This window comes from Flavobacterium palustre, from assembly GCF_014639535.1.
Classification (GTDB): Bacteria; Bacteroidota; Bacteroidia; order Flavobacteriales; family Flavobacteriaceae; genus Flavobacterium; species Flavobacterium palustre.
The window spans coordinates 213,323-239,223 of sequence record NZ_BMGA01000006.1 but is presented as its reverse complement, the minus strand read 5'-3'; the positions used below and the strand labels follow the sequence as shown (position 1 = coordinate 239,223).

Sequence of the window (25,901 nt, the reverse complement as noted above, 5' to 3'; positions counted from 1 at the left end):
AGAAAAATAGTATTACTCCAATTTAAAAAAAGAACCAAAATTATGAAACAGTATAACTTTTTGATTGTGTTATCGATGACTTTAATGAGCTCATTAATTAGTGCACAAAATGAACCAGTAAAAATAATTGAAGATTTCAAAGCTTCAACAGTAAATCAACCGGGACAAGAATACCCGCAAGTGAATTCTCAAGGCTATGCACGATTTCAGATTAAGGCACCTGATGCTAAATCAGTTGTTGTAAGTTTAGGATTGGGAGGAGCAAAAGGAGGAACTGAACTTGCTAAAGCAGAAAATGGAGTATGGACAGGAACAACTGCTGGTCCTATGGACGAAGGATTTCATTATTATCATGTAACAGTTGACGGAGGTGTTTTTAATGATCCCGGAGCATTAAATTTTTATGGTTCTACCCGATGGGAAAGCGGGATAGAAATTCCAGCTCACGATCAGGATTTTTATGCGTTGAAAAATGTTCCTCATGGCAATGTTCAGCAAATTCTTTTCCCGTCAAATAGCACTAATACTTCACGCCGTGCTTATGTTTATACACCACCCACTTATGCTAAAGAACAATCAAAACGTTTTCCGGTTTTGTATTTGCAACATGGTTGGGGAGAAGATGAAACCGCCTGGAGCAATCAGGGACGTGTGAATTTAATTATGGATAATTTGATTGCCGAAGGAAAAATCAAACCATTTATCATTGTTATGACTTATGGAATGACTAATGAAGTAAAATGGGGAGGTATGGCAAGTTTTAAAATAGAACCTTTTCAAACTGTTCTTGTTGATGAATTAATTCCGTATGTAGATTCAAATTTCCGTACACTGGCTAATCAAGAAAATCGTGCTATGGCAGGACTTTCAATGGGAGGTATGGAAACAAAAACGATAACACTAAATAAACCGGATGTTTTTTCTCATTATGCGCTTTTAAGCGGAGGAACTTATAAACCAGAGGATATTAAAGACAAATCAAAGGTTAAACTTGTCTTTTTAAGCTGTGGAAGTAAAGAGCGTCCAGATGGAGTTAAAAATGCTGTAACAGAACTTAAAAATGCCAACTTCAATGCCGTTTCTTATGTTTCAGAAGGAACCGGACACGAATTTCAAACATGGAGACGTAGTTTCAAGGAATTAGCACCACTTTTGTTTTTGAATAAGAAATAATTCTTTTTAGTAAATCAAATAAAGTATTTTAAAATGAAAGTAAATTCTATTATTGTTTTCGTTATTGCAATCATCACAAATACTTCTTTTTCACAATCAGTATCGACTGAAGTTGTTGAAGATTTTGTTCCTTCGTCAGTAAATCAGCAAGGGAAATTGTACCCTCAGGTGAATTCTCAAGGTCGCGTGAGAGCCAGTATTCTTGCTCCTCAGGCAAATAAAGTTCAGTTGGATCTTGGCGGAACTAAATATGATATGGTAAAAGATGAAAAAGGAGTCTGGACTGGAGTTTCTAATCCTCAGGATGAAGGCTTTCATTATTACCAACTCAATATTGACGGAGCATCAGTTCCTGATCCGGGAACAGTATATTTTTACGGTGCAGGTCGTTTAGGAAGTGCAATAGAAATTCCGGCATCAGACAGAGACTTTTATGCTATGAAAGACGTTCCTCATGGTTTAGTAAGTGAAAATATTTATTTCTCTAAATTAACCAATTCGTTTAGACGCTGTTTTGTTTATACTCCTGCAAATTATAATACCGATACAAAAACACGTTTTCCTGTACTTTATTTACAACACGGAAGTTTTGAGGACGAAACAGGATGGGCAGTTCAGGGAAAAGCCAATTTGATATTGGATAATTTGATTGCAGCTAAAAAAGCAGTCCCAATGATTGTAGTTATGGATAATGGTTATGCTTACAAACCTCAAAGCAATACTGCTCGTCCGGAATCAGTATTCGAAGAAGTGGTAATCAATGAAATTATTCCAATGATTGATGCCAAGTTTCGTACTATCGCTAATCGTGAAAACAGAGCCGTTGCAGGGCTTTCTATGGGTGCCAATCAGACTATGCGAATCATGATGAATAATCTGGATACTTTTTCTTATTATGGAGGATTTAGTGGAACTTCAAACTATCCGAGTGCTGATGCCATTGACGTGAACACTTTTTTAGATGGAAAATTTAAAGATGCAAATGCACTCAATAAGCAAATAAAACTTTTTTGGCTGGGATTAGGAACAAAAGAGCCTAGTCCATTTCCGGGATCAGTGGGTGCATTCAGAACAATGTTAGAAAAGCAAGGAATTAAATATGCCTATTATGAATCTCCTGAAACAGCTCATGAATGGCTAACCTGGAGAAGATGCTTGAATCAATTTGCAGCTAAATTATTTCAATAAAAAAACGAATTATCAACCAACCTAAAAATAAAAAAATGAAAAAAATTATTGTTACAGCAACAATGCTTTTTATGTGTAATCTAATTGTTGTTGCACAAAAAATCGAAAAAGAAGGACCAAAGGGGTTTGATCAGGAAAGAGCAGCCATTGCTCATGGTACAATAGATACCATCGCTTATGATTCAAAAACAGTGGGTACGACAAGAAAAGCTTTGGTTTATAAAACTCCTGGATTTTCAAAAGATAAAAAATATCCGGTTTTATATTTACTGCATGGGATTGGTGGAGATGAAAAAGAATGGTTAAAAGGAGGAACACCGCAAATAATATTGGATAACTTATTTGCCGAAGGAAAAATCAAGCCGATGATTGTGGTATTGCCAAACGGTCGTGCTATTAAAGATGACCGAGCAACTGGAAATATTATGGCTCCAGACAAAGTTCAGGGCTTTGCCACTTTTGAAAGAGACTTGTTGGATGATTTAATTCCGTTTATCGAAAAAACATATCCAACCTTTACAGATAGAGAAAATCGCGCCATTGCAGGACTTTCTATGGGTGGCGGACAATCATTGAATTTTGGTTTAGGAAATTTAGACAAATTTGCCTGGGTTGGAGGTTTCTCTTCGGCACCAAATACTAAAATGCCGGAAGTCTTAGTGCCTAATCCGGAAGAAACCAAGAAAAAATTAAAATTACTTTGGATTTCCTGTGGTGACAAAGATGGTTTAATTACTTACGGTAAGCGTTTACACGATTATTTATTGGAAAAAAACGTTCCGCACGTATATTATTTAGAGCCAGGAGGCCATGATTTTAAAGTTTGGAAAAATGGTTTGTATATGTTCTCTCAATTTTTGTTTAAACCAGTTGATGTAGCTTCTTTGAGCCAATATACAGTATTGGATACAGCTTCTGTTACTAAGTAAAAATAATCAGATATTGGATTAACAACGGTCTAAAAAAAACAATTATGAGTAAATTTTTAGAATTGCATAACATCAATATTGGCTTAACAGTAGGAGTGTTTTTCTTTTTGAATTTTGCTACAGTAAAAGCTCAAGGTTCGATAAGTCAAACCCAACAGGAATTATTAGGTGTTCCCGCTCAAACGAATATCCGCAATGCGAAGTATCCGCAAATATTACAAGACAATCGGGTTGTTTTTAAAATTAAAGCACCAGAAGCAGCAAAAGTCCAAATCGATTTAGGTAAAAGATACGATATGACAAAAGGGGAAGATGGAACTTGGACAGTAACCACTGATGTTATCAATAAAGGATTCAATTATTATTCTTTGGTAATTGATGGCGTAGCAGTTGCTGATCCGGCAAGCGAAACATTTTACGGAATGGGACGTATGGCCAGTGGTATTGAAATTCCAAATAAGGAAGGAGATTTTTATGCTTTAAACAATGTACCACATGGCGACATCAGAATCAAACACTATTTTTCAAAAGCAACTAATTCCTGGCGTGAAATGTATGTTTATACTCCACCGGGCTATGAAAAAGCTACCGAAAAATATCCTGTTTTATATCTATTACACGGAGGTGGAGAAGATCAGAGAGGATGGGCTACTCAAGGAAAGGCTAATTTGATTTTAGATAATTTAATAGCAGAAAACAAAGTTAAACCTATGGTCATAGCAATGCTGGATGGCAATTTACCAAATGCAGGTGGAATAGCAGGTTTTAATGAAAATGCACTAAAGGCTTTCGAAAATGAGTTAAAAATGGGAGTAATTCCGTTTGTAGAAAGTAATTTTAGAGTGGCAACTGATGCCAAAAACAGAGCTTTAGCAGGTTTATCGATGGGAGGATTGCAAACACTATACGCAGGAATTAAAAATTCAGAGCTTTTTTCTGCTCTGGGTGTTTTTAGTTCAGGCTGGTGGGCGAATAATTCCGCTTTATCAGAGCCACAGTATGAGTTCATGAAAAAGAATGTTGGAAAAATTAATTCGAATTTGAAAGAATTTTGGATTTCAATGGGAGGAAAAGAGGATATTGCTTTTGAAAATTGTAAAATCATGATGGGCAAATTCGACCAAATGGGAATTAAATACCGATACAGTGAATATCCTGGAGGACATAGCTGGCCGGTTTGGAGACACGATTTGTTTGCTTTTGCACCATTATTGTTTCAGTAGTGAAACAAGAATAAGTAGCTAAAAAATAGTAATGCTTTTAACACCATTTTAATATGAATAAAAGAGAGAAATCAAGACGTGAATTTATAAAGCAAGCAATGTTAGCTTCAGCAACAGTTGCAATAGCTCCGTCATTATTTGCAAGTTCTGTTTCAAAAGTTGAAAAAGAAAAGGTAAAGTTAGCCTTAATAGGTATTGGCAATCGAGGAGGGCAAATTGCTAAGGATTTGTATGCTACCGGTTTGTGTGAAATTGTAGCCCTTTGTGATGTCGATATGGGAGCTAAACATACACAAGAAATTATGGCAATGTTTCCAAAAGCAAAACAATTTAAAGATTTTCGGGAAATGTTTGATAAAGCAGCCAATGATATCGAAGCTGTTTCGGTAGGTACACCTGATCATTCCCATTTTCCTATTTGCATGTTGGCGCTGTCTTTAGGAAAACATATTTATGTTGAAAAACCAATGGCATGTACATTCTATGAAATTGAACTGATGATGCAGGCAGCCAGAAAGCATCCTAATTTAGTAACTCAAGTGGGTAATCAGGGACATTCTGAGGCAAACTATTTTCAGTTTAAAGCATGGAAAGAAGCCGGGATTATTAAAAATGTGACTGAAGTAGTAGCTCACATGAATTCGCCACGAAGATGGCATGGTTGGGATCCCAATATATATAAACTTCCAGAAGGACAGCCAATTCCCGAAGGAATGGATTGGAACACCTGGTTGATGGCCAGACCTTATCACGATTATAGTGATAAATACCATCAGGGTAACTGGCGTTGTTGGTACGATTTCGGAATGGGAGCATTAGGAGACTGGGGCGCTCATATTTTAGATACTGCTCATGAATTTCTTGATTTAGGTTTGCCTTATGAAGTAAATCCAATAAAACTTGAAGGTCATAATGATTATTTTTTTCCAATGTCTTCCACAATCCAATTTAAATTTCCTAAAAGAGGCAATATGCCACCAATGAATATTACATGGTATGATGGGGTAAATAATATGCCTCCTTTGCCATCTGGTTACGGTACTTCAGAATTGAATCCTAATATTCCAACAGTCGCGGGTGCAAAGTTGCAGGAGGCCAAATTAAATCCCGGAAAAATAATTTACAGTGATGATCTTATTTTTAAGGGAGGTACTCATGGAAGTACTTTAAGTATTATTCCAAGTGAGAAAGCCAAGGAAATCCAATCAAAATTACCGAATGTCCCTGTAAGTACTTCTAATCATTTTGCTAATTTCCTTTTGTCTTGTTTAGGAAAGGAAAAAACCAGATCACCGTTCGAAATTTTCGGACCATTAAGTCAGGTTTTTTCTTTAGGAGTAATTGCCCAAAGATTAAATACACCACTTAAGTTTGATAGAAATACCAAAACAATTACCAATAATCCGTTTGCTAATGCTTTATTAACAGATGTCCCTCCTCGTAAAGGATGGGAAGAGTTTTACAAACTATAAGGATTTAATAGAAATAATAACAGAAATCAAATCATGAAAAAAATATTATTATCAAGTATAATTTTACTTAGTACTTTTCTTTTACAGGCACAAAAAGACAATTCGAATACTTTAACCCCAAAAGAAGTGAGTGAAGGTTGGAAATTATTGTGGGATGGAAAAACTACTAATGGATGGAGAGGAGCACGAATGGATGCGTTTCCGGCAAAAGGGTGGAGTATAGTAAATGGGAGTTTAAAAGTGCATGCAACAGATGGAGGTGAATCCTCTAATGGAGGTGATATTGTTACAGTTAAGAAGTATAAAAATTTCATTTTGAAAGTTGATTTTAAAATAACAAAAGGAGCTAATAGTGGAATAAAATACTTTGTAGACTCTGATTTGAATAAAGGAGCGGGATCGGCAATTGGTTGTGAGTTTCAAATATTAGACGATGAAAATCATCCTGATGCAAAAAATGGTGTGAGAGGCAATCGTACCCTTGGATCATTATATGATTTAATTACTTCAAAGAGAGATAAAGATTTTAAGTTTAATAAAGACGATTTTAATACAGCAACAATTGTAGTAAAAAATGATAAAGTTGAGCATTGGTTAAATGGGGTTAAAATTGTGGAATATACCCGAAATAATCAAATGTGGAATGCTCTGGTAGCTTATAGTAAATACAAAGACTGGCCAAATTTTGGAAATGCAGCAAAGGGTAATATTTTATTGCAGGATCATGGAAATGAGGTGTTTTTTAAAGATATAAAAATTAAAGTTTTAAAATAGCAAAAAAAACTTCAATATCCTACTCAATGCCATACCCCTGAATTATCAATCAATCCTGAATTATTTTGATAATCAAAGTACAAATGCTTCGGCTGAAATGTAATTCATGAACACAAAAAACAATATTAAAAGCATGAAAAATCTTTTAATGATGAAATAAAAGCTTTTAGAAGTCAATATTAGAGGAGTCAGAAAAATCGATTTTCTTTTTAAACTCACAAAGTATTTACATAGTAAATTTTCACCTTAAATTGATTCAAAAATTATTAAAGAAATAAGCGATGATTCAAACCAAAAATATTATTTGGTAATTATGTACCATTAGAAACAAACCCGATACAGTTTAAAAGTATCGGGTTTTTTGTTAGAAAATTGTAATTGTTAAACCAGAATCAAATGAAAATATCACTATTTGGTCTTAGGTTTTGTGTTTTTATTGCAATCTTAACATATTTTAATTATAATATAGAAAAATATTCCCTGTTTGATTTTAATTTATAAATTTGAGGTCTTCGAAAATTACCCTCTAAACCAATCTAAATATTCCGGATTAATGAAAAAAACAATCATTTTTTGGATGCTGTTATTGTTTATCAGCCAATTAAGTCATGCACAATATTCCAATTTAAAATTTGAAAACTTTGATACAAACAAAGGACTTTCCAGTAGTACCAGTGTGGAGATTTTTCAGGATAGTGATGGTTTTTTATGGTTTGGTACAATTGATGGATTAAATAAATACGATGGCTACGAATTTGAAATTTACAGGCCCATTATTAATGATATCCATTCCATTAGTAACAACAGGATTAATGCGATTACTCAGGATGGCAAGGGATATTTATGGGTAGGAACCAGTAATGGGTTAAATGTTTTTGATAAAAAATCACAGAAGTTTTACAGAATCCATCTTTATAAGAAAAAAACAGAGGGATTAAATCTAAGAGAAGAAATAAATAGTCTCTTATTTGATAAAAAGAAAAATTTGCTTTGGGTTGGAACCAAGAATGGTTTGTTGCAACTGGATTTGGCTTCTGTCGATGCTCCTGATTTCAGTACTTTACAATATACTCGTTATATAAGTAATCCTAAAGACATAAAATCCATAGATAATAATAATGTAACTAATCTTATTCAGGATAAAAAAGGAACTATTTGGGTAGGAACAGGGGGAAATAATTTACATCGATATAATCCTAAAACCAATAATTTTGATAGAATTAAAATTGCTTTTGAAGCAAATCAATATTTGAATCATTTACCAAAACAGATTCTGTTGGATAAGGAGGGGCATTTTTGGATAGGAAACGACTTGTCGCATCTTTTTATATTTAATCCCAATAAAAAAGCGATCAAAAAGATTGCTCCTGTTAATCAAAGTATTCCTGTTTTTCATTTGTATCAGGATAAAAAAGGAACGGTATGGGCAGCGACTGATGGTAGCGGACTTTATTTATTGGATAAAAATAAAGGTTTGGTTCAGCATCTTATGCAAAATCAGGATGATCCTTTTTCGTTACCCAATAACCAGCCTTCAAAGGTATTAGAAGATAAGAATGGTATTTATTGGATTGCCAGTTATAATAAAGGAATTAATAAACTGGCTTTGTCAAAGTCTTCTTTTGGACATTATTTTTATAAACCTAATAGTGATAAAAGTATAAGTACTAAAATTGCCCAATCGGTTATAGAAGATAATAAACAGCGAATATGGATTGGTACTGACGGAGGAGGATTGGATTTGTTTAATTCAAGAGATGGTTCGTTCAAACATTTTAAGGCAATTCCCGGGAATCCTAATTCTTTAAGTTCCAATAAAATTCTATATCTGTTAGAAGGCGACAACAATGATTTATGGGTGTGTACCTGGGATGGAGGTCTTAATCGATTTGATACAAATTCCGGTAATGTAAAACGATATGAAAACAATCCAAATAATCCTTTTTCAATAGGACAAAATACAGTTTGGTGTGCTGCCAAAGATAACCAAAAACGATTGTGGTTGGGGACTTCAACAGCAGGACTGAATTTGTTTGATGTTGAAAATGAGCGGTTTTATCAGTTTAAAAATAGTATTAATAATTCCAAAAGTTTAATCAGTAATTTTGTTTTTTCTCTTTTTGTAGATTCTAAAAACCGATTATGGGTCGGGACTTCATTGGGGCTTTGTTATGTGAAATTAGGTGATTTGAAGAAGAGGATTCCTTTAAAAATTAATTTCGAAGAAGTAAAAATTAAAAATATTCAGGGTAACCGGATCAATCAAATTACCGAGGATTATAAAGGGAATATTTGGGTAGGTACCGATATGGGATTGTATCAGTTGGATACCAATTTGCAATTGAAGCATTCTTATTCTTCTAAGAATGGATTGCCTAATAACTTAGTAGTAGGCTTACAGGAAGACAATAATAAAAATATTTGGATAAGTACTAAGAGTGGTTTGTCATTATTAAACACTAAAAACCAAAATATTAAAAATTTCAATGTCCATGATGGATTACAGGGATTAGAGTTTCAGAGTAAATCGATAGCTAAAACTTTTGACGGACGAATTATAGTTGGAGGGATTAACGGATTCAATGTTTTTTATCCAAATGATATTTCATTGAATTCAGACAGAGTGAAGCCTATAATAACTGAACTTAAGATTTTTAATAAGCGGGTAAATGCAGGCGATACATTAAACGACCGTATACTTTTTGAAGATTCAGTGTCACGCCTCAAGGAAATTGAGTTAAAGTATAACGAAGGATATATCTCTTTTAGTTTTGTAGCTTTAAATTATCAAAATCCGGAAAGGGTAAAGTATGCTTATAAAATGAGCGGTCTGGATAATGATTATGTAAATGTCGATAATAACAGAGTTGCTAATTACGCTAATCTGGCTCCGGGGCTTTACACTTTCGAAGTTATGGCTTCTATAGACGGTCAATGGAAAAATGCCGGAAAAACCAGTGTTCTAGTACGTGTACTACCGCCATTTTGGCGAACATGGTGGGCTTATCTGTTGTATTTTGCATTTTTAGTTGCTTCGATATGGTATGGACTGGAATATTATACCAATAAAATTAACGAAGAAAAAGAGCATGAATTAGACCAAATGAAACTACGATTTTTTATTAATGTTTCTCACGAATTCAGAACTCCACTCACATTAATCTTAAATCCTGTTGAGAAAATTTTATCGCATTTTAATGATGGTGAAGAGGTGAAAAAATCAGCTTTGATTATACAGAAGAGCAGTAAGCGATTATTGTATTTAGTCGATCAGCTTTTGGATTTAAGAAAAATGGATATGGGAAAATCCCGTTTGGAACTTTCAAATATGGATATAGTAGGCTTTGCCAGGGATACTTTTTTTCTTTTTGAAGATTTAGCCAAAAAGAAGAACATTCGTTTTGTTTTTAAATCTACTGTAAAAGAATATTATGGTCAGTTTGATCCTGATAAAATTGAAAAAATGCTGGCTAATTTATTGTCGAATGCCATAAAATTCACCGACAATGATGGGATAATTAGCCTTTCATTATCTGAGGTGCAATTATCGGAAAGGAAATATAAAAAGTTGTTTTTTAGTCCGAAGACTCAGGTAAAAGGAATTCAAATTAAGGTAACCGATACCGGAATTGGTTTTAAAAAGAAACAATTAAAAGAAGTATTTCAGCGCTTTTTTCATGCTGATGCATCTAAAACAGGTACAGGAATTGGTTTAAATTACACTAAGAGTCTGGTTGAATTGCATAAAGGAAATATTACTGTAGAAAGTCAGTATAAAAAAGGGACAACTTTTTGTATTACGCTCCCAGCTGAATTAAAAGCAGTTGTGAAACAAAAGCAGTCCGATAATTGGAGTACACAAGGAAAAGAAATGAATGCGATCCAATCGGCTGAATATGAAATTGCAATATCAGACGAGAACAACAAACCGGATACTGTACTAAATCAAAATGAAAAAGATAATAAACCTTTATTGCTTATAGTAGAAGATAATAAAGTACTTCGCAATCATCTTAAAAATGAATTAAAAGAATATTATCAGGTAAAAGAAGCCACTAACGGAGTAGAAGGTTTAGAGAAAATTAAAAAGTACCAGCCTAATATGGTAATTAGTGATGTGATGATGCCAAAGATGGATGGTTTTGAATTGTGTCATCAGCTTAAAAACGATTTTGAAATCAGTCACATTCCTATTTTGTTATTAACTGCCCGAAATCTGGATGAAGATATGATAAAAGGTTATCAAACCGGTGCCGATGCTTATCTTTCTAAGCCATTTAACATGGCGGTACTTAAAACCCGAATAGACAATTTACTGGAAGCCAGAAAAAGATCCCGAGAGCGCTTTGCTGCAATTGGAGGAATGGTAGCTTCATCTGAAATTACGATTAACTCATTAGACGAACATTTTTTGGATAAAGCAACAAAAGTAGTGGTAGATAATGTGAGTAATATCGATTTTACATTGGATGATTTAATTGGAAATCTGGGAATGGGACGCTCACAGTTTTACAGAAAGATTAATTCTTTGACAGGACAAAATCCAAGCAATTTTATTAGAACTATTCGATTAAAATATGCTTCAGAAATGTTATTGACCAATCAATTTTCTATTAAAGAAGTGGCTCTTAATTGTGGTTTTAATTCCACAGCTTATTTTACGAAAACCTTTAAAGAAGTTTTTAAAGTAACCCCTACACAGTATATTCAGGATCAAAATATTTCTGATGGGATAGGAAAAAATACAAAAGAAGAATAGAAAGAGTTTAGAGTTTTTAACGTAATAAATTGCTAATAAGGTTCAGTTTTTAATTAAAATTGAACCTTTTTTGATATTTATTTAAGACAGTATTTGTAGCTAATCGCTGAAATAAAAAATAATAGTAAAATAATTTTCTAAATATATTACTTATCCTAAAGAGGCTGAAAGCCTTGAAAATAAAAGGGAAATTAAAAATGGTCGATAAGTTATACTGTTTGAATCATAGGTTATACACTGCTTTTTTTTTAATCTATAATATTGTAATGCTATTATAATCATTATGGTAAAATTAACGATTAAAAATTATGAGTATTAAAATTATTAACCTGTAAAAAATAATTAAATGTAAAACCAACTAAATTTCAAAAACTAATTTTAAATCACATTGATGAATGTGAAAAATGATAAAAAACTAATAACTGAATCAATTAATAACGAAAAAAAACAATTCATTATGAAAATAAATGTTTTGAATAAAACCGAATTGTGGAATAGGCTCAAACCGTCTTTGGTTTTGTCTTTTCTGGTTTGTGTTTCTTCCCAAACCTATGGAGCAAATAATAAGGATCTTAATCTTGGTGAAAAATATGCTTTAAATACTCCTCAGCAACAAATTACAATAACAGGTAAGGTAGTTTCTGCAGAGGATGGTTTAGGAATTCCCGGAGTGAATGTAAATGTAAAAGGGGGAACAGCAGGGGTAAGTACTGATATTGACGGAAATTATAGAATAAATGTAGTCTCATCTAATGCGGTACTTGTTTTTACAGCGGTGGGTTTTAAGACTCAAGAGATTAAAGTGGGTTCACAACAAGCGATTAACGTGACTATGGGATCTGATATTGGAGCTTTAGAAGAAGTGGTTGTGGTAGCTTATGGAACTCAAAAGAAAATGACTTCAACAGGGTCTATTGAAACTGTTACGGCTAAATCATTTCAAGATAGGGCAGTTACAAATCCAGCTTTAGCTTTGCAGGGACAAACTCCAGGATTGGTAGTTACGCGTAACTCATCCAGACCGGGAAGGGAAGGGCTTAATTTACAAATTAGAGGAGCTACTTCTATCAATGGAGGTTCTCCACTTATTGTTATTGATGGAAATCCAACAATTAACAGTGAAGCTTTCTATAACATGAATCCGGACGATATTGAATCGGTAACTGTACTTAAGGACGCTTCTGCTGCCTTGTATGGTTCCCGTGCTTCTAACGGGGTAATTATGGTGACAACTAAGAAAGGAAAATCCGGAAAAATGAAAATTGATCTTGCTACAACTACAAGGGTAAATACTTTAGGGATTAGACCGCAAACTCCTACTATGCAACAGTACGCAACAGTATGGCTTGAAGCAGCTGAACAAGATGGAGTAAATGCTAATTACTGGGGATGGCAATCTAAAGAGAACTTAGAGTTGATGAAGACAGGTTATGCAGGAATATATTCAACACAATTTTGGGGAGATGTTTACATTTCAAATTCTCCAAGATATGATGAGATGTTTGGTAACTCTGTTTCAACATTTCACACCGGAAGTATTTCAGGAGGTACTGATAAAACAAATTATCGTGTTTCTTATGGATATTCTGAAGACCTTGGTGCGCTTCAAACCGCTTACGATGGAAAACAACAATATAATGTACGTTTGAATTATGATTATAAGGTGAACGATTGGTTGAAATTAGAAACCAATATGTCTTATTTAAAGTATGATCTTTCTTCTCCTTCTTCAGGTTTAGACGGTTCGGTATCACAAGATCCTCCATTTTTCCCATCCAGAAATCCTTATGGACAATGGTATGCTAACTTTAATATAGCAGGTAATCGTAATCACGTAGCGGCTACAGTTGACGGAGGTAGAGATAATACGACCAGAGATCAAATTATGATGAATTTAGGGGCTACTTTTAAATTGTATGAGGGTTTAACTTTTCAAACAAAGGTAGCTTACAATAAAGATTTTTTCAATAATCTTAATTATATCATAACTGTTCCTCAATATAGCTGGTATGGTGAATTAGCACCGGAATCAGTAAACTCGGTTTCTTCCATAAGACAGGAAAAAAAGGACATAACTTATCAAAATTACGGTGGTTTCTTGAATTACGAGAAAGAAATAGGTGATCATAATTTTTCGGCTCTTGCAGGTTTAACAGCTGAGAAAACAGAAGATACCAGATTGTATGGTTATAGATTAGGCTTTGTAGATAATGGAGTTTATGATATTAATATGGGGTCTATTGAAAATAAAGTAGAAGCTACCGGTGGTAGAGGACATAAAGGATTGTATTCTTATTTGGCACGCTTTAACTATTCCTATAAAAATAAATACTTATTGGAAGTCAGTGGCAGACGAGATGGGTCTTCTCAATTTGGTCCGGGTAATAAATGGAATAATTTCGGTGGCGTACAAGCTGGATGGGTTGTATCCGAAGAAAGTTTTTTGAAAAATTTTGAAGCCTTAAGTAATTTAAAATTAAGATATACTTATGGTGAAATGGGAGCCCAATCAGGAATTAGACTTTATGATTATATTTCTAATATTAGTAATGGTAGCGCTGTTTTTGGTACAACAGCTGCGCAACAAACAGCAAGTTGGGTAAATGGGATTACTTCAAATCAGAATTCTTGGGAACGTGTAGTAATGAAAACCTATGGTGCTGATTTTAGCTTCTTTAACAGAAAGTTATTTGGAACCTATGATTTCTTTACTAAAAAGAATATAGGTATGTTGACTGATATTGTTTATCCGGATGTATTAGGAGGAACGGCTCCAAAGACAAATGCAGGTGAACTGGAAACAAAAGGTTGGGAAGTGATTTTAGGCTACAGAGGAGAAATAGGTAAATTAAAGTACAGTATTTCGGCTAATATAGGAGATACTAGAAACATTTTACTTAAAAAAGAAAATGCTGAAGCAATCAATCCCGGAGTTATGGACGGTAGTGCAGCGAAACCTCAAGTTATAGGACATCCTTTGAATGCTATTTTCTTATATCAAACAGACGGACTTTTCCAAACACAGGCTGAAGTAGATGATTATTATACAACCTACGACAATGCTACACTTCCTACAGGAGTAAATGCTTTGCGCCCTGGAGATATTAAAAGAGCAGACTTAAATAATGATGGAAAAATAGATGTCAAAGATGTTAAATTTATGGGAGATACAGCTGCACATTATGTGTATGGAATCAACTTAAGTGCCAACTATCGTAATTTTGATATTTCAACTTTCTTCCAAGGAGTTTTGGAACAAAATGTACTAAGAACAGGTTTCTTATCTTATCCTTTTAATACCTTATATGGTAGTCAGACAACTGCTTACATTGGAAAAACCTGGACTCCTGAAAATACAGACGCTGTCTATCCAAGAATGACTGCTAATACAACAAGAGCTGCGTGGAACTGGCAAAATAATGATTTTGCATTACAGGATAATCGTTATATAAGATTAAAATCGTTGATCATTGGATATACCTTGGGTGATTTTAAAATTGGAAATTTTGCTTTGGATAAATTCAGAGTTTATTTTTCTGGTAATGATTTGTTTGAATTTTCAAAAGTTAAAGACGGGTACGATCCAGAGTTTGGAGATAGTTCAAATAATATCTATCCATTTACAAGAACTTTTTCTTTAGGATTAAACGTTTCCTTTTAATTATTAAAAAAAGACTAATATGAAAAATATAGTAACAACATTAGTACTGTCTTCAGTATTATTATTTTCTAGTTGTCAGAGTGATTTTTTGGATTTAGATCCTCTGGATACACAGACGGAAGCTTCTTATTTTAAAACACCATCAGATTTTAAAGCAGCATCTAATAATTTTTATAATAAAATGGTAAGCTGGCGTGCTGTTGATGGTAGTAATATATATAACTTCATGGATTTTGGTACTGATTTAACTTCTTTAAGTCAGGATGAAGGAAGAGGGAATGCCGTTGCTCCTATATCTGATATCTATTGGAGAAATCCTTATAAATATATCAGAGATAATAATATTTTGTTGAAAGCAGCAGCGCAATATCAAGGTAATCAAGCGGATATTGCTCAATATGTAGCGGCAGCAAAGTTTTTTAGAGCCTGGCATCATTTTTTCTTATTGAAAAGATACGGAGGAGTACCAATAGTAACAACAGTGGTAGATATTAATGATGAAGTGTTGTATGGTAAAAGAAACAGTCGCTATGAAGTAATGAATCAAATTTTAAAAGATTTATCAGAAGCTATTCCTGATTTACCTTTGGAACAAAATATTTCATCAGCCGATAAAGGACACCTTAGTAAATGGGCTGCAGAAGCTTTTAAAGCCAGAGTATTACTGTATGAAGCTACTTGGGAAAAATATGTGGGTACTACAACTGATGGTGATGGTGTAACTACAGGTGCCGGAAGTGAAGGTGCTGCCTCAAATACTACTGCTTATTTGGAAGAAGTAATTACATTAGCTAAAGATGTGATGAGTAATGGAGGCTATCAGTTATGGAATTATAATTCTCAATTGAATAACAATAGTATGTACTATTTGTTTAATCTTGAAGATGCAGGTTCAAATCCAGCCGGATTGGATAAATCAACTAACAAAGAGTTTATTCTTTATAATAAATACGATTTCGGATTATTACAAGGAGGTATCAACTTAAGTCATACTGTAGGTACAAGATTGGCTCCATCTAGAAAATTCATGGATCTGTTTCTTTGTACAGACGGTTTGCCGGTTAATAAATCGCCTTTATTTCAAGGATATGTAAAAGTGGGTGATGAGTATAAAAACCGCGATTATAGATTAAATGCTTATTTTAATGATCCAACGACTGATGCAGCTCCTGCTTCTGGAGCTGTGAAATTATTTGGTCCAGGGGGAGATAGTGGTTCCGGTTATACAAACAGAAAATTTAGAGCTTATAAATATGGAACCTATAGAGCTGCTAATACTGAGTCAGCTGATTATCCTCAAATTCGTTTAGCTGAAGTGTATTTAATGTATGCTGAGGCTTTATATGAATTGAACGGAACAATTACTGATGCTCAATTAAATGAATCAGTAAATTTGATTAGACAAAGAGCGGGACTTCCAGCTTTGACAAATGCTTTTGTATTGGCTAATAATTTGAATATGTTAGACGAAATTAGAAGAGAGAGAGCTATTGAGTTGTTTGGAGAAAATAGTCGTTATGATGATTTAAAAAGATGGGGTATAGCTGAGCAAGTATTAAACGAGCCTATTCTAGGTTCAGTTGTTCAAGGAACTGATTACGAGGGTAACACTGCAATCTACAAACCAGCGTCTTATCCTTATGGCGAATTATCCGTTACTACAGGAAAAGGAAATTTAAGAGCTTTATTACTAGATCCGGTGGCTAATAGAAATTTTCAACGTAAAAATTATTTGTTCCCAATAGCAACAACACAAATGCAGTTAAATACCAAGTTGTTGCAAAATCCAGGTTATTAATTAGTACTTTTAAAATTATAAGATTATGAATCATATTATAAAAAATAAAATAAAAGCTGCAATAGTACTATTTAGTATGGTACTAATGGCTTCCTGTAGTGATCAGGAAAAGGATTTTAGCGGAGACCCTTTGGTTACGTATCCGGCAGTAACAGTAACTACTGTTTCTCCTTCAACGGGAACATCAGGTAACATAGTTACTTTAACAGGAACTAATTTTGGGAATTATCAACAAGCTGCAAAAATTTATTTTAATGGTGTTCTTGCCGATGAAATTATAAGTTATACTGATACTTCGGTTACTGTGAGAGTACCTCAAAATGCAGGTACTGGACCAATAAAAGTAAAAGTGTGGACTAATACATTTGAAACATCAGATTTTGAATATGTAGCAGGAGCTACTATTAGCAGTGTTTCACCAACTACTGGAAATGTAGGTGATCAAATTCAAATTTCTGGACAGGGCTTTGGTACAGATTTGTCAAAGGTTTCAGTTAAATTTTCAAATGGTTTAACAAAAGATGCTATTTCTGCAAAGGTTGTATCAGTTTCTGATACACAAATAGCTGTATTAATCCCAAAAGGGGCGGTAACCGGAAAAGTACGTGTTTGGTTAGAAAATCAAATTATTACCGGTCCTGAATTTACAGTTATTGCACCTCCAAAAGGTAAATATATATTTGAATTTGATGATGCTACAGATGTTCAATGGATGCCGGCTCAAAACGCTACTTATAAAATTGAAGATGGAAAATTGAAAGTAACTTTTGATCCAGCACAATTAGGAACTTCAGCAAGTAAACGTCGTGCCGATTTATATTATAGTATTAATGGTGTTTTCCCTTATCCTGGTGGAACAGCAAAAACAAAATGGGTTCAGTCACCTAACTATCCTATTCTGGCAATGAAAATTACTTTTACAGGAACCGGAAGTTATAAACCTGGAACCGGTAATATAGTATTAGATCCTGCTGTTGCCGGAGGAATTAATGCGGGTAATAATAAATATAAAACCGATTATATTTCTAAAAATGTAATTTATTATGATTTATCTGCGGATTATTTAACTGAAACGGAGTTAACTACAAGACAGTTTAAAATAGCGGATATAGTAGGTTCTGAGACTGGTTATGAAGTAGATTGGATTCGTACCTTTAAAAATAAAGCAGAACTTCAGGCATTCCTTGGTTTATAAATAGTAATTACTAGACCAGAAATAGATATAATATTTCTGGTTTAGTTTCAAAAGATAAAAAAAAACTAAAATGAAAAAAAATATAAAAACTAAAATAGCAATAGCGGCAATAAGTTCGTTAACATTTATTGCATGCAGTTATGATTATGGCTTACCTGAGAAAAAAGTAGAAGGAGGGACAGTAATAGAAGAAATTACAGTTCCAACTAATATGGTTTTTGCGCACCCTGGTTTATTACATTCCCAAGCTGATTTTGACCGAATGAAAACAAAGGTTGATAATCAGATCGATCCTTGGATTTCGGGATATAATAAAATGATTTCTAATAACCATGCTTCAGCTACTTACGTGATGAAAGGGCCTGTTGTAAAATTGATTAGAGGAGGAGGTTCATTAGAAGAACCATTACCAGATAATTACGGAGCTGCTATGGAAGATGCTCATGCAGCCTATTTAACAGCAATTCGTTGGAAAATTACCGGAGATGTAGCTTATGCCAATAAATCGATTCAAATTTTGAATGCTTGGGCTGCTACCTGTACGTCTATTAGTGGTGATTCTAATAAGGCATTGGGAGCAGGAATTTATGGTTATCAATTTGCAAATGCTGCCGAAATTATGCGTGATTATTCAGGTTGGAATGCCACTGATTTAGCAAAATTTAAAAAATGGATGGTAGATGTTTTTTATCCGGTAAACAAAGATTTTTTAGACAGACATAATAATGCTTGTATTACTCATTATTGGGCAAATTGGGATTTGTGTAATTTAGCTTCTGTTATGTCTATAGCAGTATTGAATGATGATGTTCCTATGTACACCTTTGCAATTAATTACCTGATGAAAGGAGCAGGAAATGGGCAATTATTAAAAGCTATTAATTACATACATCCTAAAACAGCCAATGATGATATTGATTTAGGACAGGTTCAGGAATCAGGTCGTGATCAAGGGCATACTTTAATGGTCATTGGATTATTGGGGTCTATTGCTCAAATGGGAGAAAATCAAGGTTTAGATATTTATGGTTATAATGACAATATGATCTTAAAAGGGGCTGAATATGTGGCTAAATACAATGTTGCCAGATTAAATGTACCTTTTAAAACTTATACTAACTGTGCTAATGTGACACATACTACAGCTGCTGATGACGCAGGACGAGGACAAATTAGACCAGTATGGGAAAGAATATACAATCATTATACAAAAGATAAAGGAATAAAGGCCCGTTATATAAAAATGGCCAAAGATGTAGGTTACCCGGAAGGAGGTAGTGGTGATTTGAACCCAAATAGTGGAGGATATGATGATTTAGGATTTGGAACTTTATTATATAGCGTAGAGTAGATTTGTCCCAATAATTTTAACTACCCATTGCTGTAATTATTTTTAAAATTACACCGATGGGTTTGTTTTTAATTTTAATTTCGAAAATTATAATAAAAAAAAAAACAGAGTCAAACTTTGATAAAGAATATGAGTAAAATTTTTTTTACAATCCTTGGGTTGCTGATAATTTTTCAATTATCAGCTCAGGAATTAATTACTTATGAAGTACCGGGAGGATATAAATATTCGGCACATAATGACGATTTTACCGTGCTTGTACGAACTCCAAAAGGAGAATGGAAAGATTTATTTGAATACAATGTAGAAGTGGATTTAGATACTAAGTCAATTGCCTCGATGGCGTATTTTGATTTTTCCGGTAAAGTGGAAGTCATGATTAAGAAGAATAATGGCTTAGTTAATAAGGTAAATATTCGTCCTGCAATTTTGGGGATTCAGTCGATAGTAAAGGGAAATACGATAACTTTTTCGTTAGACAAACCATCCAAATTATCAATAGAAATTGATGGCGACAGACTGCATAATTTACATCTTTTTGCCAATGCCCTTGAAAAAAATAAGCCGAATCCAAAAGATCCCAACGTGATTTATTTTGGTCCGGGAGTTCACCAACCCAATGATCAGCCTGGGAATGTTTATCACATACCTTCCGGAAAAACAGTTTATATTGACGGCGGAGCCATTGTAAAAGCAAAGTTTTTTATATCTGATGCAAAAGATGTCACTATTAGAGGAAGAGGTATTATTATGCAGCCCGAAAGAGGGGTGGAAATTCGGAATTCGAAAAATGTAATTATTGATGGACTCACGTTTATTAATCCTTCCCATTACACCGTTTATGGAGGGCAAAGTAACGATTTAACCATTCGAAATATCAAATCGTTTAGCAGTAAAGGCTGGAGCGATGGCATTGATTTGATGTCCTGTTCTAATGTGGAAATTGATGATGTTTTTATGCGAAATTCAGATGATTGTATCGCTATTTATGGACATCGTTGGGATTTTTATGGCGATGCTAAAAATTATCTTATTCATAATTCAGTATTATGGGCAGATATAGCACACCCTACTAATATAGGACTTCACGGAGATGCTGAAGGTAAGGGGAATCTAATTGAAAATATAACGTTCTCAGATATCGATATTCTGGAACATGACGAAGACGACCGAAATTATCAGGGATGTTTAGCCATTAGTGCCAGCGATAATAATCTGGTGAAAAATATACGTTATGAGAACATCCGAATTGATGATATTCAGGAAGGGCAATTATTTAATTTCAGAGTTTATTTTAATGAAAAATATAGTAATGCTCCTGGTAAGGGGATCCAAAATTTAGTGTTGTCAAACATTAGTTATAATGGACGTCCCGTAAATCCGTCTTTACTGGAAGGTTTTTCAAAAGATAGACTAATACAGGATGTTGAAATTAATAATTTTAAAATTAATGGTGAGTTGATTCAGGAGGATAAAACAAATAATTATGTAGTAAAAGATTTTGTTCAGGAGCTAAAGTTTAAATAAGGTAGAAGTACCAATATCCTAAACCATTACTAATTTTTATATGCCAAGGCTGCGTTTTCTTAAGCGCATTCTTGGCTTTGTTATTTAGAATTGCTAGAATTATGGGGTGTCTTTGTTCTGGTGTAAAGTGTTTTAATTCAGTGGTTTATGTTGTGTTGGTGTGTTGTAAAATTTATCTGTGTTTTTTGTAAAATAAATTGAATAATGGATGATAGTTTATATATAATGGTTGATAATTAGTATTCAAGAAGAATTCATCTAGGTATTTTTGATTGTAAATAAATGAAGATAATACAATGCTATAATCAAAAATCAAAATGCCTATGGTAAATAAAAATTAAACTTAATTGGTATGTCATTCATATTGATTTAATTTCAAAATGAGATGATGAAAATAAATACAACTTGATAATAATGAGTTGAATAGAAAACTAAAACCACCAAAAAAAATATGAATTTATATCTAAAACCAACCAATGGAAAATTTTAAACTGATAAATATTGACAAAAACTTTACTTTACCCCAATCTTTTGGGTTAGTCGCTACATTTGGAACAGTATCTGAAAAATTATATAATTTGTTCAACACTGCCATCTTGGCCATTATACTATTACTTTTTTCTTTTATAAAAGCTGAAGCTCAAACCGGACAGATAAATGATGATTTTTCTACCGGAGCTACTTTTAACTGGGTTGCTGCAACCGCAGGATCAACAGGTCAAATTTTAAATGGAAAATATAATGTGAACTTTCCGGCACCTTCAAGTGGAAAATACCGTGCTGATTTTAAAAAAAACGGAGGCATAACTTTTCATGCCGGGAATTACCCTATAATTGCCATTAAGATTAATAAACCGCCGCGTTGTAATTATTTTTTTGACACTAGTTTGGGCTCTTATAATGGTACCAATAACAACGGAACTAAAATTGTTACTGAAAGCGGTAATGTTTTTTATTGGGATCTTTCAACCGGAAAATTGGGTAGCACTACGCTTTCGACTACTCAGGAAACTACACTATCTTCATTCCAACTTAAAGTAGCGGATATTGTCTTAACTGATGAAGAAATTGCTGCAAATAAAACCAATTATCAGGTGGATTGGGTGAAGAGTTTTGCTTCTGTAGATGCCTTACGTGCTTTTTTAAATCCTTCCGGAACGACTAATCCTCAATTTGAATTCAGTGGTACTTTTGTACATCCTGGTTTGCTTCATAATGCAGCCGACCTTAACAGGATTAAAGACTTAGTAGCTCAGCAGGCGGGTCGTCCATACCAGAGTTATCAAGCTTTGGTGGCTTCGGGTAAAGCTTCTGCAACTTATACTATGAAAGGCCCTTATAGTGCTCTTACAAGAGATGCTTCCCTTACCATTGACGGAGTAGCGGGTGGGACTGTTAAAAATAATGTAGAGAGTGATTTTCTGGCGGCTTATTACAATGCGTTAATGTATAAAATTAATGGTAATGAGGCACACGCTTTAAAAGCCATTCAGATATTAGATGCTTATTCTGCTACTACTACATCGATAGTTGGTGCTGATGCGGAGCTAAATGGCTTGTACGGATTTATGTTGGTTAATGCAGCTGAGATTATGCGTTCTGTTTATCCATCATGGGCGGCAGCCAAAGTGTTGCAGTGCCAAAATATGCTGAAGTCGGTTTTTTATCCAATAATTGGAAATTTCAAACCTTGTGCTCATGGTAACTGGGATATTATTTGTATGAAAGCCTTAATGGGAATAGCCATTTTTACCGAAGATACAGCCATGTTCAACAAAACTATAAACTACTATTATTACGGAGAAGGTAATGGAAGCATTAAAAATTATGTACTTACCGATGCAGGTCAATTACAGGAAAGTAACCGGGATCAACCTCATACGATGCTGGCTTTAGGTTCTCTTGCTGAATTGGCAGAAATGGCCTTGAAACAAGGGGTAGATTTATATTCTGCTAATAATAATGCTATTATGAGAGGTTATGAATATACTTCTCAATACAATTTGGGTATGGATGTTCCTTATCAAACCAGTTATGATTATTGTGAAAAAAATTATCAGGATTATACACCAACCGCAATTTCTCCAAATGGGCGTGGGCAGTTAAGACCTGTGTTTGAAATTGCTTATAATCATTATGTGTATCGTAAAGGTTTGACAATGCCTCAAACAATGGCTGTATTAGGGAGAATGGGTGCTGAAGGTGCTCCTGTTGGTGCGGATAACCCGGGTTATGGATCTTTATTATTTTATTTGAATCCGGCTAATGACTATCCATTTGTAAATCAGGGATTAATTGATGATAATTTTACAACTTCAACTCAGACATGGAAAGCTGTAACTACCGGATCGGTTGCTACAGCAGAAGACGGGCAATTAAAAATAACAACGGTAATTCAATCGAATGGGAAAGGAAGAGGAGACATGCAGAATAACATTACTACGGTTCATCCTGGCAATTATCCAATTCTGGCAATTAAAATCAAGAAGCCTGTTAGTTGCAATTTTACTTTTGATACTAACTTAGGAAGCTATGGTAATGCTGCTAACAAATGGACAGGAAAAGTAGGAGAGGAGATTTATTATTATGATCTTACTAAAACAGGTTTTGGTGCAACGCCTACTATGTTGTCAACTACTGCAGCCACAACACTTTCAACTTTTCAGTTCAAAGTAGCCGATATTGCTTCTGGTGAAACAAGTTATACGGTAGATTGGGTTAAAACGGTTAAAACAGTAGCAGAGCTTACAGCCTTTGATCCGGCAACTGGTTTAATAAATGATAATTTTTCGACAACTGCAGACGGTTGGAGTACAACTACCAGTGGAGCTACTGCTACAGCGGATAATGGTCATTTACGGGTAGGTCTTGCTAAACAAACTAACGGTTCTTATCGTGGGGATGTTAAAAGAACAGCAGGAGCGACATTGTATCCTGCAAATTATCCTATTGTAGCCATTAAGTTGAAAAAACCAATAGTTGCCAATATCACTCTAGATTCTAATCTGGGATCTTTTGGAAATGGCAGTAATAAATGGACTGGTAAAGTGGGTAATGACATTTATTATTTTGATCTTTCTAAAACTGGTTTTGGTACAGCAGGTGTTTTAACTGTTCCAACGAGTTTAACAACTTTTCAATTTAAAATAGCTGATATTACATCAGGCGAGGCTAATTATCAGGTGGATTGGGTTAAAACGGTTAAAACTGTTGCCGAGTTGCAGACTTTAGTTGCCCCGGCTTATCAGACAATAACTTTCGCAACTATAGACGTTATGAAAATGGGAATGGCAGATTTTGGTTCGGCTACATCCAGTTCAGGATTAGCAGTAAGTTTGTCAAGTTCCAATGAAAATGTTGCAACTATTGTAAATGGAAAAATACATATTGTTGGAGCAGGAACTTCTGAAATTTCAGCTGCTCAAGTTGGGGATGCTAACTATTATGCAGCCGATGTGGTGAAACGAAATCTTGTGGTGCTTAAAAATGATCAGAGTATTACGTTCAGTAAACTATCTGAAAAAACAATAGAGGATGCTGATTTTACAGCCGGAGCTATTGCGAGTTCAGGATTGACAGTAAGTTATACAAGTTCTAATCCGGAAGTTGCTACAATTGTTGATGGTAAAGTTCACATTGTTGGTGCGGGAACAACTACAATTACAGCTTCACAGTCAGGAGATGAAATCTACAATGCTGCAACTTCAGTTACACAACCGCTAACTGTGAATAAGCTGTTTTATGTAGATGCAGATAAAGATGGATTTGGAACGGCTACAACTGCTTTGCTTACTGTGAATGATGCTCCTGAAGGTTATGCTGCAAATGACACCGATTGCAATGATAACGATGCCACAGTTCATGAGCCAATTCAATATTATGTTGATACTGATAAAGATGGATTTGGATCTACTGAAACAGTAATGTTGTGTTCGTCAGTTGCTCCTGAAGGATATGCTACTAATAACAGTGATTGTGATGATACTAAAATACTGTATGCTGATAATGACGGGGATGGATTAGGAGCGGGTAGCCCAGTAGCCTGTGGTGTAGCAAATACTAATGATTGTGATGACACGAATCCGATCCAATTAACAGCTATCATTCCAAATGTATATGCACTTAATTCAGCAGTAGATGAGAAGAATACTATTTATGTTGGTTATGGGGCAACTTCTCTTAATATTACAGCAACTCCTGCAGGAGGTACTGTACCGTACACATATCAGTGGAGTACAAACCAAACATCACAAAGTATTTCAGTATCAGCGGCAGGGACTTATACTGTAATTGTAACTGATGCTAAAGGTTGTCAAACTACAGCTTATATTGAGGTTAAAACATTAAATGTACAGTGTGGTAATTCCAATGATAAAGTTATGGTTTGCCATAATAATCAGGTAATTTGTGTGAGTTCAAATTCAGTTCAATCCCATTTAGACCACGGAGATAAGTTGGGTTCATGTGCAGTTGCTAATAAAGAAGTGAGTAAAAGTTTAATTACTGATGGAGATACAACAGAAGATGTTGTTGTTTATCCTAATCCTGTGACTTCTATATTGAATGTAAAAGTGAATGAAGTTTACAGTGGCGCAACACTTGAAGTATATAATATTTTAGGTGTTAAGTTACGTTTTCAGGCATTGACAAATACGCTACAAGCTATTTCTTTAGAAGGATTGCCTTCAGGAAACTATTTGTTATATGTTTGTAATGGTAATAGAATTACCGTTAAAAGTATTATCAAACAATAATTAATTAATACGAATTGAATTAAAGCCGGCTCTTGTAGTCGGCTTTCTCATTTATAAAATAAATTAAAATCTTAATCCTTTAAAAATACTATTGATT

At 34.2% G+C, this 25,901-nt stretch carries 13 protein-coding genes; all 13 read left to right on the top strand.

Translation table 11 applies throughout. The features are described 5' to 3' along the window. Positions 1-42: 42 nt before the first annotated feature. Positions 43-1,173 carry an alpha/beta hydrolase-fold protein gene (locus IEV84_RS12505; RefSeq protein ID WP_188494602.1) on the top strand — a complete coding sequence of 377 codons (1,131 nt, stop codon included), beginning with the start codon at positions 43-45 and terminating at the stop codon, positions 1,171-1,173. A 33-nt stretch (positions 1,174-1,206) separates the two neighbouring features. Then, positions 1,207-2,361: an alpha/beta hydrolase-fold protein gene (locus tag IEV84_RS12500; RefSeq protein WP_188494601.1), complete on the top strand. Its 1,155-nt coding sequence runs from the start codon at positions 1,207-1,209 to the stop codon at positions 2,359-2,361. A gap of 35 nt (positions 2,362-2,396) precedes the next feature. After that, positions 2,397-3,290, top strand: a complete 894-nt coding sequence (locus IEV84_RS12495) for an alpha/beta hydrolase (protein WP_083189602.1) — start codon at positions 2,397-2,399, stop codon at positions 3,288-3,290. A gap of 44 nt (positions 3,291-3,334) precedes the next feature. Further along, positions 3,335-4,513, top strand: a complete 1,179-nt coding sequence (locus IEV84_RS12490) for an alpha/beta hydrolase-fold protein (protein WP_188494600.1) — start codon at positions 3,335-3,337, stop codon at positions 4,511-4,513. A gap of 53 nt (positions 4,514-4,566) precedes the next feature. Next, positions 4,567-5,985 carry a Gfo/Idh/MocA family oxidoreductase gene (locus tag IEV84_RS12485; protein WP_066330095.1) on the top strand — a complete coding sequence of 473 codons (1,419 nt, stop codon included), beginning with the start codon at positions 4,567-4,569 and terminating at the stop codon, positions 5,983-5,985. Between the two features lie 33 nt (positions 5,986-6,018). Beyond that, positions 6,019-6,759 (top strand): 3-keto-disaccharide hydrolase, encoded by a 741-nt coding sequence (locus tag IEV84_RS12480; RefSeq protein ID WP_188494599.1) that lies wholly within the window; start codon positions 6,019-6,021, stop codon positions 6,757-6,759. Positions 6,760-7,312: 553 nt separating this feature from the next. Next, a complete protein-coding gene (locus IEV84_RS12475; RefSeq protein ID WP_188494598.1) occupies positions 7,313-11,518 on the top strand; it encodes a two-component regulator propeller domain-containing protein in 4,206 nt (1,401 codons plus the stop codon). A gap of 457 nt (positions 11,519-11,975) precedes the next feature. Next, entirely contained in the window at positions 11,976-15,179 is a 3,204-nt protein-coding gene (locus IEV84_RS12470; protein WP_188494597.1) for a SusC/RagA family TonB-linked outer membrane protein, read from the top strand. A gap of 19 nt (positions 15,180-15,198) precedes the next feature. Further along, on the top strand, positions 15,199-16,977 hold the full coding sequence (locus IEV84_RS12465) for a RagB/SusD family nutrient uptake outer membrane protein (RefSeq protein WP_188494596.1): 1,779 nt from the start codon (positions 15,199-15,201) through the stop codon (positions 16,975-16,977). 25 nt (positions 16,978-17,002) lie between these two features. Continuing rightward, a complete protein-coding gene (locus IEV84_RS12460) occupies positions 17,003-18,172 on the top strand; it encodes a DUF4979 domain-containing protein (protein WP_188494595.1) in 1,170 nt (389 codons plus the stop codon). 70 nt (positions 18,173-18,242) lie between these two features. Further along, a complete protein-coding gene (locus IEV84_RS12455) occupies positions 18,243-19,523 on the top strand; it encodes an alginate lyase family protein (RefSeq protein WP_188494594.1) in 1,281 nt (426 codons plus the stop codon). A gap of 129 nt (positions 19,524-19,652) precedes the next feature. Next, entirely contained in the window at positions 19,653-21,050 is a 1,398-nt protein-coding gene (locus IEV84_RS12450; protein WP_188494593.1) for a glycosyl hydrolase family 28 protein, read from the top strand. A 476-nt stretch (positions 21,051-21,526) separates the two neighbouring features. Then, positions 21,527-25,804: a DUF4979 domain-containing protein gene (locus tag IEV84_RS12445; protein WP_188494592.1), complete on the top strand. Its 4,278-nt coding sequence runs from the start codon at positions 21,527-21,529 to the stop codon at positions 25,802-25,804. The last annotated feature ends 97 nt before the right edge of the window (positions 25,805-25,901 follow it).